The sequence below is a fragment of the Prescottella sp. GW823-FHT02E09 genome, assembly GCF_058797375.1.
In genome coordinates this window covers 458,506-471,845 of the sequence record NZ_JBXAJP010000001.1, presented here as the reverse complement: position 1 = coordinate 471,845, position 13,340 = coordinate 458,506, and the positions used below count along the sequence as shown (strand labels likewise).

Genomic DNA, 13,340 nt, shown 5'->3' with positions numbered 1-13,340 from the left:
GGACCCGCTATGACACGAGAGGCTGACAAATGAAGATCCTGGACCGGTCCACTGCGGCGAGCGGTATCGAGCGGATCGGAGAGGTGCTCGACAGGACTCCCAAGGGTCTGTTGATCAATGGTGATTGGCGCGAATCTTCGGACGGGTCGACCTTCGATGTCGAGAACCCGGCCACTGGGGAGACGGTGGCCACTCTGGCCTCCGCGACAGGTGAGGACGCGCAAGCGGCCATGGACGCCGCCGCCGGCGCGCAGGAGTCCTGGGCGCGCACCCCGGCACGTGCACGGGCCGAGATTCTGCGTCGGGCGTTCGACCTTGTGCAGGAGCGCCGCGACGATCTTGCCCTGTTGATGACCCTGGAGATGGGGAAGCCGTTCGCCGAGGCACAGGGCGAGGTCAGGTACGGCGGCGAGTTCTTGCGCTGGTTCTCCGAGGAAGCTCCTCGTGACTACGGCCGCTACATGAATGCGCCCGAGGGCGAGCTTCGCATGCTGGTGACTCGGAAGCCTGTCGGTCCCTGCCTACTCATCACGCCGTGGAACTTTCCGCTCGCCATGGCCACTCGCAAGGTTGCACCCGCGGTGGCGGCGGGTTGCACCATGGTGCTCAAGCCGGCGCGCCTCACTCCGCTGACGTCCCAGTACTTCGCACAAATCATGGTCGACGCGGGAATCCCCGCCGGAGTGCTCAATGTCGTTCCCTCGGTCTCCGCTTCCGCGGTGTCCGGGCCGGTGATGGCAGACCCGCGCTTGCGTAAGGTCTCATTCACCGGCTCGACCGCCGTGGGCAAGACGCTCATGAAGGTCGCAGCGGACAACGTGCTGCGTACCTCCATGGAGCTCGGTGGAAACGCTCCCCTGCTCGTGTTCGAGGACGCAGACATCGACAAAGCCGTAGCGGGAGCATTGGCTGCGAAGATGCGCAACATGGGTGAGGCATGTACTGCCGCCAACCGATTCCTCGTCCACGATTCGATCGTCGACGAGTTCGTGGACAAGCTCGCGAACAGGCTGCGAGTCTTGGAAGTCGGTAACGGCCTCAACGCCGGTACGGCGGTCGGACCACTCATCGACGCCAAGGCTCGCGACAGCGTCGAGCAGCTCGTGTCCGATGCGGTGGCGCGCGGGGCAGAGATTGTGGTCGGTGGCAAGCGCATAGATGGTCCCGGCTACTTCTTCGAGCCCACGCTGTTGCGGAATGTTCCGCGGGATGCTCGCGTCGTGCGCGAGGAAATCTTCGGTCCCGTTGCCCCTGTCATGACCTTCTCCACCGAGGACGAGGCAGTCGAGATGGCAAACGACACCGAGTACGGGCTTGCGTCTTACGTGTTCACCGAGAACATTTCTCGAGGTCTGCGCGTCGGCGAGCGTATCGATTTCGGTCTCATGGGACTCAACGTCGGGGTGATCTCGAACGCGGCGGCACCATTCGGAGGAATGAAGCAGTCTGGTCTGGGGCGCGAGGGCGGTGCCGAGGGGATCGCCGAGTACACCGCGACCCAGTACATCGGAGTGGAGAACCCTTGGGGCTGAGTGCGAACTGACCGACGGCGATTGACAGCGCGCGCGTCCGACTCCAGAGTGCATCGGGCTCGAGCGCGGGGAACATGTCGGAGTCTTCGCCGACGACGCACGAGGACGGGTCGGTGAGACGCGTCGGCATGCGCACCTGTTCGGTCGAGCGCGCGCGACCGGCCGGTGCGGGTGCTCAGCGAGTACGCCGAGCAGGCGCAGCTCATTGTCGTGGACATCCGCGGTCGCTCGCATGTGGCGGTCAGGACAGCGCCAGGGCGCGGTAGCCGGCCTCGTTGAGTTCGTGATGGCGCCGCCACCGCGTCTCGGTCCACTCGGGGTCGGTGTGTGCGGCCACCAGCGCGGCCGCGGTCGCCGAGTGCAGATCGAACTCGAGGCCGCGCCGCAGTTCACGTGCCTCGGCCGGGTCGGACGCGGCGTCGATCTGCGCGACTGTGACCCCGACCCGGTCGTCGGCGTCGTCGAGGATCCGGCGGTACGACGCGGGCAGCACTGCCCACAGCACGACGATCGCGGCGACGACGCCGATCACAGTCTCGAGAAGTCGATCCCGGGTGACCCCGGTCAGGTCGTCCGGTGATCCGAGCCCTGCCAACACCAGTGCGAGGATCGTGATGAACACCATCGCCAGTCCGTAGTTGCGGACGAGATACGCCTGGATGCCGGCCATCGATACGGCGAGCACGAGCACGAGCACCGCGCCGGTCGGGTCGAGCGGGGTCAGCGCGGCGAGGATGACCAGACCCAGCACCGTTCCCGCGAAGCGGTGCATTGCCCGGTACGTCCCCAGAATCCGGTCCGGGCCCTGGTGCAGGATCATCGCCGCGGTGATGACGGCCCAGTCCGGCCGGGCGACACCGAGAAGCATCGCGACGGCACCTGCTGTCGGACACGCGACGAGCAGGCGCACGACGATGAGCGTCGATCGGCTGCGCAGGTTCGCCGCGCGACCGAGGCGGAATCGGACGGTCGGCCGCGGTGCAGGGACGCGCCGCGACAGATCCTCGCCGTCGGCATCGAGAATCGCCGGGCTGCCGTGCAGCAGTGCGACGCAGCGGTCCTGGGCGGTGAGCAGATCCCGGGTGAGGGGATGATCTCGGGCGGCGATGCCGGCGTCGTGCAGGCACTGCCAGGCGGCGTGGACGGCCTTGACGGCCGCGTGTCGTCGCGCCGCCGATCCCGGATCGTGGTCGAAGGCATCGACCGCTGCGATCGTCGATGCGACCGCAGCGCGTTCGGGGGTGCGCGGCCGCAGCACGCACCCCGACATCGCGACGGGCACGGCGGTGACCGCTCCGACGGCGGTCCAGGCGACGACGTGGCCGACGGGAACACCGGCCGCGGGCAACGCCGACGCGATCTCCACGGCGAGGAGCGGGAGGAACGCACCGGGCGCGCCGATGCGCAGCGCGTCGACCACGAATGCGGCGACGGCCACGAACGCCGACATCGTGAGCACCAGCGCCATCGGCCACAGAGCAGACCCACCGGCGGCCGCCGCGTCGTGGACCGTGCTGCCGACGACCGCACCGAGGGCGGCCGCGACCACCATCACGCCCGCCGCCGCCGAGACCGCCCGCCACCGCACCCGGTACGGCAGGCTCTCGCCGTAAACCACCGCGAAGGCGCCGAGCGCCGCCGTCGCAGCCGCCAGGTCGTGGCCGAGCACGACACCGACCAGACCGGGCAGGGCTACGGCGACGGCTGCTCGCGCTGTCCCCGGCCAGCGGCGCCCGTCCCGCGGCACCCGCACCAGCGCGGGCCAGGGCCGCGTCGGCGTGGGTAACTGGGGAGGCGTTTCGATCGACACGAATCATTACGTTACGAAACGTTCGGGGGTGCGATCGAATCAGACAAACCGGGAATGACGCCGAACGTGTGATCCGGTCCCGTCGCCTTCTCGATTCCTCCCCTCGACGGACCGGATCGGAGTTAAATAGATTCGAACAGGCGCAAGGGATTTCGACAGGAGTCAGCTCGGCCAGCCCAGTCCACCGCCCGCCCGCTCCGGTCTGGTTGCCGCCTGCGGGAGGCAGACCGTTTCGGGGATGCGCGATGAACGAAGCAGCCTTGGGTGTCCATGCGAGCGGTAGCGAGCCTGCCGTGACCCGACCGGAACCGCCGGAACCGATCGACGACGATTCGGGTGGCGGCGGTCCCGGTGTCACCGGGACCGGTGTCACGCTGCCGACGTTGCTGTCGGTCGGGCGGCTGACGCCGCCGCAAGCCGCACAACTGGTCGCGGACCTGGTAGACCAGGTCGAACTGGCGGGCACGCGCCGCGGCCGTCCGGTGACGCTGCGGGACGACGCCGTCATGGTGTCCGACGGTGGACGGCTCACGATCGACGGCGTCGTGTCCCGCATCGAGGCAGACGACGCGATCGTCGACCTGATCCGCGGTATCGCGACCAACTGCCGGGGTTCGGGTTTCGGTGATCTTCTGGCCGAATCACTATCGGACACAGCGAATCCGGATGGCCTGATTCGCCGGGTTCGTCGGGTGATCGATCCCGAGCTCGACCCCGCCGACGAGACCCGGCGCAGGCGCGGGATCGGCGATCTGGTCAGGGCGACGTCTGCCCGATCCCTACCGGATGGTCGGGTAGTGGAAGGTCGGAAGGATCGGTCCGATGTACAGAACAGTCCGTCGGTGCCGGCCGGGTCGCTCGCGCCGAGCATCGGCTGGTATCCGCCGGTCCGCAGTCCCTGGCACAGTCAGCGGAGACGGCCGTCCCGGCGACAGGGCCTGTACGCAGTGCTTGCGATCGTCATTCTCGCCGGGTCGGCTGTGGCAGCCCCTCGCGCCTGGGAGCAGCTGAGCCGGGGCTGGGACGCTCTCCTCGATCCGGTGAGCTCGTCCTCGGCGCAGAACCGCATCGAGCCGGTGTCGCCGCCACCACCCGCACCGGCGGACCCGGCCGCCTCCGCGGGTGGTGTCGAGCCGACGCCGGTCGAAACCGGTGCCCCGGCCGCTTCGGGCCAGATCGCTGGGGTCACAGCAAGTTTCGCCGACGGATCGTGCAGCCCCGGCAAACCGTGCGCGGTACGGGTGGACGTCCGCCTCGATCCGTCGGCGGTCGGTGCGGTCACCTGGAAGCTGAACGTCTACGACCGATGCTCCGGTGAGGTGCACGAGGGCGGTGACGTCACCATCCCGGCCGAGCCGGGGCGGGACGGCGTGTACGGCCTGAGCAGGACCACGCTGCCGAACAGCTCCGCCCTGGCCGTCGCTGCGGTCACGAGCGCCCCGGCGGTGGCCGCGTCGGAGCCGCTGTACGTGCCCGCCGAGCAGGCGGCCTGCCGATGATCGGGGACGGCGGCCGGGCGCGGGGACACGATCGGGAGTCCGACCCCTGGATCGTCTCGGCGGCGGTCGTTCTCGCGGTCCTCGGCCTGCTCAACCTGGTCTCGATCGGGCTCACGTCGCAGGCGATCCGCCACGCGTTCTTCACCGTGATCGGCCTCGGGTTGATGTGGGTCGTGTCGCGCGTGCGGGTGAACAGTCTGACCCGATTCGGTGGGGTGACCCTCGCGGTCTCGGTCGTGATGCTGGCAGCGGTGCCGCTCGTCGGGGTTGCGGTCAAGGGCGCACAGCGGTGGCTGGACTTCGGCCTGTTCACCGTCCAGCCGTCCGAAATCGCCAAGCTCGGTCTGGTCATGGTGTCGGCAACCATCCTGGCCGGCGGCTACACGTTCGGCAGGTTGACGGCGGCGTTGGCGATCGCGGGTGCCGTCGTCGCACTCGTTGCTCTGCAGCCCGACCTGTCGAGTGCCGTGGTGCTCGTCGCGATTGCGCTGTTGATGCTGATTCTGGCCAGGGTGCCGATGGCGCCGCTGATGCCGCTATTCGCACTGGGTATCGCCGCTCTGCCCATTGCCGTGCTCTTCCTCCGTCCGTACCAGCTCGAACGGATCCAGACATTCGTGTCGAGCGATGCCGATCCGAGCGGATCGGGTTGGGCGTCGATGCAGGCCGACATCGCGATCGGCAGCGGTGGCCTGTGGGGCCTGGCGCGAGACCCCATCTACGACCTGAGGGCCGCATACCTTCCCGAAGCGGAGCACGACCTCGCGTTCGCGAGCGTCGTGTACGGGTGGGGTCTGTTCGCCGGTATTGCCGTCATCGTGGCCAGCCTGGTGATCACCTGGCGTGCCGCTCTCGCCGCACGGCGCGCCCGGACCCGGGAAGCCGCGCTCGTGGCCGCGGGCGTCGGCGGGTTGTTCGGGATCCACGCGGTGCTGTCCATCGGGGCGAGCCTGTCGGTGCTGCCCCAGACCGGAATGCCGCTCCCGATGTTCAGCTACGGGGGCACGGTCGCGGTCGTCGGATTCGTCGCGATCGGGCTCGTGCTCGCGGTGCGCCGCGACGGTGTCGGCCGACCGCTGTGGGCTCAGCCGTCCACCCGCAGGCGACGGCCGCGGGGAGTCACGGCGGGGTCCCTCGCGGTCACCGCGCTCCTCGTGGCGATGTCGGTGTTCGCCTGGCAGTTGCAGAGCGACCGCGGTCCGGAGTTGCGCGCGCTGAGCGATACCCAGATGACCCGTTGCATCCGACTGCCCGCCGAACGGGGCGAGATCCTGGACCGGAACAGTGTGCCGCTGGCGACCAACGTGCCCGAGTACTCCATCTCGGTGGTCAGTCGAATGTTCGACGAGGACGACTCCGGGGAGCGCAGCATGCTCGCCGCGCTCTTGGGTGAGCCCGACACCGAGCTGGCGAAAACCCTGGCGGACCGCGGCGAAGGGGAGATGCAGGCCGTCGTCGGACAGGTTCCACCCGATCAGGCGCGTCGGATCATCGATGCGAAGCTGCCCGGCGTGCTCGTCGTCCCCTCCGGGAAGCGGCACTATCCGTACGGCCCCACACTCGCCTCCGTCCTCGGCTACGTCGGCGTCGGTGATCCGCAGGACATGGAGCGCTGGCCGCAGCTGGCCCTCGGGTCGCGGGTGGGCCGGGCGGGCCTCGAAAAGCAGTACGACGCGTTGCTCCGCGGCACCGACGGCAGGCAGTGCGTCTACGTCGATCCCGCCGGAAACCTGGTCGGACCGGCCGGGCGCGTGGATCCGGTGCCGGGCCACGACCTGCGACTGCACCTGGACATCGGCTTGCAGACCCTGGCGACGGATGCACTGGCGCAGGCGGTCCGCAGCAGCGGAGGTGACCTGGGCGCGGCGGTGGTGATGGACGCGCGCACCGGCGGGGTGCTCGCGCTCGCCAGCGTGCCCGGGTACGACAACAACGTCTACGGTCCACCCGTCGATGCGGTCGCGCTGGCGGCCCAGACCGAGGGATCGGGGCCCGGACGGATGCTCAACCACGCCTACCAGACCGCTGCGCCGCCCGGCTCGACCTTCAAGATCGTCGTCGCGTCGGCGAATCAGGAGGACCAGGTCCTGGACCCGGAGCAGGTGATCGAGACCGGTGCCGCCTACAGCTACGGCGGGCACACGTTCGCGAACTGGCAGCCGATGGGGCCGAACAAGCTGTTGGGCGCGATCCAGTGGTCGGACAACGTGTACTTCTACAAGCTCGGTGAACTCCTCGGTCCCGAGCGGATGGCGAAGACCGCCGCAGAGCTCGGAGTGGGCAGCCGGTCGGGGATCGACCTGCCCGGCGAGTCCGAGGGATTCCTGGGCACACCGGAAACGGTCGCCGACATCGGCGGCACCTGGTATCCGGGCTCGACCCTGTTGATGGGCATCGGACAGGGCACCGTGACGGCAACCCCGGTGCAGGTGGCGCGGTGGACGTCCGGCATCGCCACCGGGGCGATGGTCACCCCACAGCTCGCCGCAGCCGACGGGACCGGAGACGGCGCGCCGATCTCGACGGGGGAGCCTCAGCGGTTGCCCTTCGCTGACAAGCTAGGTCCCGTCCGCGCCGGGATGCGGGCGTCCGCCTCAGCCGGTACGGCAGGTCAGCTCGCCACCCTGCCGGTGACGGCCGGCGCCAAGACCGGCACGGCGGAGGATCCGTCGGCGCCGGGCGGTCTCAACGCCTGGTTCTCCGCGGTGGTGCCCTTCGAGTCCCCCGAAATCGTCGTCACGGCGCTGGTGCGCGGCGGTGGATTCGGATCGGCGACATCCGGTCCCGTGGTCAAGTCGATCCTCGAGCGCTACCTCGCGGCGCGACCGGTGCCGGCGCCGGCACCGTCACCGGGTCGGTGATCAGCTGTTGTAGGTGATCCCCCGCAGCGAATCAGACGCTGCGGGGGATCAGAGGGATGTGGGAGATCAGACGCTGTACGCGGCGACGACCTCCGGGTGATCCAGGCAGGCCGTGGCACCCTCGGCGACGCACGTGAGCGGGCGCTCGGCCGTCTTCACCGGGAGGCCGAACGACTCCTCGAACAGGTGGGACAGTCCGCGGAGCATCGCGCCACCCCCGATCACCAGGACGCCTTCGGACATTACGTCGCTGATCGCCTGCGGGGGAAGGTCTTCCAAGCAAGCTGTGAGTGTCTGCACGATGCCGGTCGTGGTCGGCCGCAGTGCTTCCACGATCTCCTCGACGTCGAGTGAGATCAGCCGTGCACGCCCCGTGACGGCGTCGAGCCCCTCCACCACGAGCGACTGCTCGTCGGCGGTATCGGGTGCGCCGATCTTGGCGCGCTCGGCGGTGAGTTCGCCGACGATGATCTGGTGCTCTTCGCGCAGGTAGTGGTGTAGTGCCTCGGTCAGTTCCTCTCCCGCCAGTTGGCAACTGCGGTGCGAGATCACGCCCCCGAAACAGATGGCGGTGACCTCCGAGACGCCGCCACCGACGCTCACCACGAGATGGGCGCGGGGCTCGAGCGGATTGACTCCGCATCCGAGAGCACCCGCCACCGGTTCCGGGATCAGCCCGACCTTGCGCAGGCCGGCCTCGTGCCCGACCTCGAGCAGCGCCCGACGCTCGAGCGGGGTGGCCCCGGCCGGCGCCGAGATGACCGCCGTCGGCCGCCGGCCGTACCGTCGGCGCGGGACGACCTGTTCGATGACGGCCGTGACGAATGCCCGGGCCGACTCCAGGTCCACGATCACGCCGTCACGCATGGGTCGAACCTGCGTGATGCCTGCCGGCGTGCGGCCGACGAGGTTGCGCGCATCCTGGCCGATCACGAGGGCGCGGTGCGGATCCTTGTTCCGGACCAGCATGAAAGACGGTTCGTTGAGGACGATTCCGCCGTCCAGAGTTCCGACGACAGTGTTCGTTGTTCCGAGATCTATGCCAAGTCCACGCACGTCGGCCTCCCGAAGGGAATCGAACGAGATGGATTAGATGCTACGCACCCCGGGGAAGTTCATGGCCGGTTTCGAGGGGCAGTGCTCGGTGCGGTGGTCGTCGTGTACGACAGCGCCCGCGGGAGTGGGACTCCCGCGGGCGCTGTCTCGAGCGTGTGGACGTGTCTAGATCGTCCGTGCCAGGCGGTTCGCGAGGATTTTTGCGAAGTGTGCCGGATCTTCCAGCTCGCCGCCCTCTGCGAGAAGTGCGGTGCCGTAGAGCAATTCGGCGGTCTCGGTGAGGCTCGGGTCGTCGCCGCGCTCGGCGTGCGCGGCGCGCAGACCCTCGACCAGGGGGTGCGTCGGGTTGAGTTCGAGGATCCGCTTGAAGTGCGGGACCTCCTGGCCCGACGCCCGGTACATGCGCTCCAGAGACGGCGTCATGCCGAACTCGTCGCCGACGATGCAGGCGGGGGAGTCGGTCAGGCGCGTCGACAGGCGCACCTGCTTGACCTGATCCTCGAGGGTCGAGGTGAGCCAGCCGAGGACGTCGGCGAACTGCTTGTCCTGCTCCTCGCGCTCGGCCTCGGCGTCCTTCTTCTCCTCCTCGGTGTCGAGGTCCACCTCGCCCTTCGCGATCGACTGCAGCGGCTTGCCGTCGAACTCGGGGACCGACGTCACCCACATCTCGTCGACCGGGTCGGTGAGGAGCAGCACCTCGAGGCCGCGGGCTCGGAACGCCTCCATGTGCGGTGACGCCTCGAGCTGCTGGCGGGACTCGCCGGTGAGGTAGTAGATCTGCTCCTGGCCGTCCTTCATCCGCTCGACGTACTGCGCCAGCGTGGTCTGCTCGTCCTCGCTGTGCGTCGACGGGAACGACGAGATCTCGAGCAGGGTGTCGCGGTTGTCGAAGTCCGACAGCAGGCCCTCCTTGAGGACTCGGCCGAACTGCGACCACACCGTGCGGTACTTCTCCCGGTTCGCCTCGTCCTCGGACGAGAGCATGTCCTTGATGGTGGTGAGGACCTTCTTGGTGAGCCGGCGCCGGATCGCCCGGATCTGCCGGTCCTGCTGCAGGATCTCGCGAGAGACGTTGAGCGACAGGTCCTGCGCATCCACCACACCCTTGACGAAGCGCAGGTACTCGGGCATGAGTTCCTCGCAGTCGTCCATGATGAACACCCGCTTGACGTACAGGTGGATACCGGCGCGGTGCTCACGGGAGAACAGGTCGAACGGTGCATGCGACGGGATGAACAGCAGCGCCTGGTACTCGAACGTGCCCTCGGCCTTCATCGGGATGACTTCGAGCGGATCGTCCCACGAGTGGCTGACGTGCTTGTAGAACTCGTTGTACTCGTCGTCCGAGACCTCGCTGCGTGGGCGGGCCCACAGCGCCTTCATCGAGTTGAGGGTTTCGGTCTCGACGACCGTCTTCGGCTCCGTGTCCTCGGTGTCGTCGTCACCCTTCGGTGCGGGCCGCTCGACCTGCATCCGCACCGGGTACGCGATGAAATCCGAGTAGCGCTTGACGATCTCGCGGAGCTTGCGCTCGGACGCGTAGTCGTACAGGTGGTCCTCGACGTCCTCGGGCTTGAGGTGCAGCGTCACCGACGTGCCCTGTGGGGCGTTGTCGACGGTCTCGATCGTGTAGGTGGCGTCGCCGCTCGACTCCCACCGCGTCCCGTGCTTCTCGCCGGCCTTGCGGGTGAGCAGCGTGACCCTGTCGGCGACCATGAACGTCGAGTAGAAGCCGATGCCGAACTGGCCGATCAGTTCTTCGGACGCCGCCGCGTCCTTCGCCTCGCGCAGCTTGCGGCGCAGCTCGGCGGTGCCCGATTTCGCGAGCGTGCCGATCAGGTCGATCACCTCGTCGCGTGACATGCCGATGCCGTTGTCCCGCACCGTCAGAGTGCGGGTCTCGGCATCCACGGCGAGCTCGATGTGCAGATCCGAGGTGTCGGCCTCGAGGTCCTTGTCGCGGTAGGCCTCCAGCTTGAGCTTGTCGAGCGCGTCCGACGCATTGGAGACGAGCTCGCGGAGGAAGGTGTCCTTGTTGGAGTACACCGAGTGGATCATCAGATCCAGAATCTGGCGAGTCTCCGTCTGGAACTCGCGCTGTTCGATACCCGTGGTCATTCGTGGTCCCCTTCGGCAGCAGAACGTTCGCACCGAATCGTAGCGTTCGCCACGCGGGGACCCGAGCGCGAACCGACTGATCGTGCGCTTCGGTCCGATGGCGATGCGCTGGTGGGAGTGCCTCTGAGCGGTGGGGGTCGGACGTATCTTGGAATTGTGCACGGCGTTGTGCGGGCCGATGTCAGGATCGGCAGAGGCAGCCTGCCCGAGGAGCTCGACAGCTTCGTGGGCAGGCGCGCCGAGGTGGCTGAAACACGCCGGCTGCTTTCCGAATCGCGCCTCGTGACCTTGATCGGTTCGGGCGGAGTGGGTAAGTCCCGGCTCGCCCTTCGCGTCGCGCGGGAATCGCAGCGGGTGTTCACCGACGGGGTGTGGTTCGTCGAGTTGGGCGAACTCCGGGACGAGGACCTGCTGGGGCAGACGGTCGCCACGGTGCTGGGCATCCAGGACTGGTCGGCTCGTCCTCCGGAGGAGGTGCTGGTCGAGCACCTCGCCGACAGTCGGACGCTGCTGGTGTTCGACAACTGCGAGCATCTCGTGGCCGCGGTCGCCGATCTCGTGCAAACCCTGCTGCGGTCCTGCCCGGGATTGTCGGTCCTGGCGACGAGCCGTGAGCCACTCGGCATCGGCGGGGAGTCCGCCGTCCAGGTTCCGCCGTTGAGTGTGCCCGGCGCAGCCGGCACGGATCCGTCGTCAGAAGCGATGACACTGTTCGAGGAGCGGGCTCGCGCCGCCGTGCCGGGATTCGAGTTGACCGACGACACCCGACCGGTGGTCGCGGAGATCTGCGCACGCCTCGAAGGATTGCCACTGCCGATCGAACTGGCGGCCGCCCGGCTGCGATCGTTGTCCGTCCAGCAGATCCTCGAGCGGTTGAGTGACAAGTTCCGCCTGCTGACTCTCGGAGGCCGCACCAGCCCGGGGCGCCAGCAGACCCTGCGGATGAGCATCGACTGGAGCTACGACCTGTGCACGGTCGAGGAACAGACCGTGTGGGCGTGCCTGGCGGTGTTCGCGGGCGGATTCGATCTCGAGGCGGCGGAAGGTGTGCTCGCGGACGAGTCGGTCGAACCCGATCTGGTCGACGCTGTCGCGTCGCTGGTGGACAAGTCGATCCTCATCCGGGACGAAGTGGACCGAGCGGTGCGATACCGGATGCTCGACACGATTCGGGAGTACGGCCAGGAGAAGCTCGAGGCCGTCGGCGAATCGGACGTCCTGCAGCGCCGCCACCGGGACTGGTACGAGCAACTGGTCCTCCGCGCGAAGGCCGACTGGATCGGCCCCCGGCAGGTGGGGTGGATGGCGGAACTGGACCGTGAGCAGTTGAATCTCCGTGCCGCGCTGGAGTTCTGCATGAGTGGGACGGCCTCGATCGGGAACGCCATGCGGATCGCCGGCGGACTCTACTCGTTCTGGATCGTGCGGGGACGGTTCAACGAGGGCCGGTACTGGCTGGACCGAGCCCTACGTGGAGGCGAGGGGCCGCCAGCGGAGCGCATCGAGGCGTTGTGTGTCGACAGCATGCTGGCTTCCCTGCAGACGGATGCCGCCGCCGCGGTCGCACTTGCCGACGACGCGCGTCGACTGGTCGAGGGGTCCGCGGATGTCGGATCGGCCGCGTTGGCCGCCTTCGCGGAGGGCTGCGCCGCGGTCACCCGCGGATACCTGGGGGAGGCGCTCGGAGATCTGGAGCGGGCCGCCGCGGGCTTCCGGGCCGTCGACGACGAATTCCTGCTCGTACCGGCGCTCTACTGGCTGGCCTTCGTCGTCGACGTCCTGGGTGAAGAGGACCGTGCCGCCGACATCTACGACGAGGCCATCGCCCTGACCGAATCCCGTGGTGAGATCATGTGGCGCGCAATGACGATGTCCGACTACGGCTCCACGCTCTGGCGTCGTGGTGACCACAGCCGGGGAACGGCGTTGCTCGAGGATTCCCTGCGCCTGTTGCGACTGTTGGGTAACCAGTTCGGAGGAGCGTGGTGCTTCGAGGAACTCGCCTGGACGGCCGCCGAACGGGAACCGGAGCGGGCGGCCGTGCTGCTGGGGGCCGCAGAGGTCTTGTTCACCTCCACCGGAAGTCCGATCGCTGCCTTCCAACCGCTGGTCGTGCATCACGATCGATGTGAACGTTCGTCTCGGGAAGCCCTCGGTGACAGGTTGTTCGACGAGGCGCACGCGCGTGGCGCGGCGATGGGCACCGGCGAGGCAATCGCGTACGCGCTCCGCGAGCGGGCACCGGACGCCCCGGCGAAGCCTGCCGACGCCGGGCACGGGCTGACCCGGCGCGAGATGCAGGTCGCGGAACTGGTCGCCGAGGGCATGACCAACCGCGCCATTGCCGAACGGCTCGTGATCGCGCCGCGGACCGTGGAGGGCCACGTCGACCACATCCTCACCAAGCTCGGCTTCACGTCCCGCACCCAGGTTGCCGCGTGGATCGCGCAGCGCGGCTGAGTCG

Annotated in this window: 7 protein-coding genes; 4 read left to right on the top strand and 3 right to left on the bottom strand. The window is 68.4% G+C overall.

Annotated elements, in window-relative coordinates:
- Positions 1 to 29 precede the first annotated feature (29 nt).
- Entirely contained in the window at positions 30 to 1,532 is a 1,503-nt protein-coding gene (locus AC1RIF_RS02270; protein ID WP_492599746.1) for an NAD-dependent succinate-semialdehyde dehydrogenase, read from the top strand.
- Positions 1,533 to 1,773: 241 nt separating this feature from the next.
- On the opposite strand, the gene AC1RIF_RS02265 is transcribed toward AC1RIF_RS02270, so the two are convergent.
- Positions 1,774 to 3,342, bottom strand: a complete 1,569-nt coding sequence (locus AC1RIF_RS02265) for an FUSC family protein (protein WP_492599745.1) — start codon at positions 3,340 to 3,342, stop codon at positions 1,774 to 1,776.
- Between the two features lie 245 nt (positions 3,343 to 3,587).
- Here AC1RIF_RS02265 and AC1RIF_RS02260 point away from each other — a divergent pair, with 245 nt between their 5' ends.
- Both AC1RIF_RS02260 and AC1RIF_RS02255 read left to right on the top strand, forming a co-directional pair.
- Positions 3,588 to 4,841, top strand: coding sequence for a hypothetical protein (locus tag AC1RIF_RS02260; RefSeq protein WP_492599744.1), 1,254 nt, complete (start codon positions 3,588 to 3,590; stop codon positions 4,839 to 4,841).
- A complete protein-coding gene (locus tag AC1RIF_RS02255) occupies positions 4,838 to 7,702 on the top strand; it encodes an FtsW/RodA/SpoVE family cell cycle protein (RefSeq protein ID WP_492599743.1) in 2,865 nt (954 codons plus the stop codon). The genes AC1RIF_RS02260 and AC1RIF_RS02255 overlap by 4 nt, the downstream gene beginning before the upstream one ends.
- A 66-nt stretch (positions 7,703 to 7,768) precedes the next feature.
- On the opposite strand, the gene AC1RIF_RS02250 is transcribed toward AC1RIF_RS02255, so the two are convergent.
- Together AC1RIF_RS02250 and htpG are read right to left on the bottom strand one after the other, a co-directional pair.
- Positions 7,769 to 8,758 carry a rod shape-determining protein gene (locus tag AC1RIF_RS02250; RefSeq protein ID WP_492599742.1) on the bottom strand — a complete coding sequence of 330 codons (990 nt, stop codon included), beginning with the start codon at positions 8,756 to 8,758 and terminating at the stop codon, positions 7,769 to 7,771.
- 165 nt (positions 8,759 to 8,923) lie between these two features.
- The gene (gene htpG, locus AC1RIF_RS02245; RefSeq protein ID WP_492599741.1) at positions 8,924 to 10,876 is read right to left on the bottom strand and encodes a molecular chaperone HtpG; all 1,953 of its coding nucleotides are present in this window, start codon (positions 10,874 to 10,876) and stop codon (positions 8,924 to 8,926) included.
- 111 nt (positions 10,877 to 10,987) lie between these two features.
- On the opposite strand from htpG, the gene AC1RIF_RS02240 reads away from it, so the two are divergent.
- Positions 10,988 to 13,336, top strand: coding sequence for an ATP-binding protein (locus tag AC1RIF_RS02240; RefSeq protein ID WP_492599740.1), 2,349 nt, complete (start codon positions 10,988 to 10,990; stop codon positions 13,334 to 13,336).
- Positions 13,337 to 13,340: the final 4 nt, after the last annotated feature.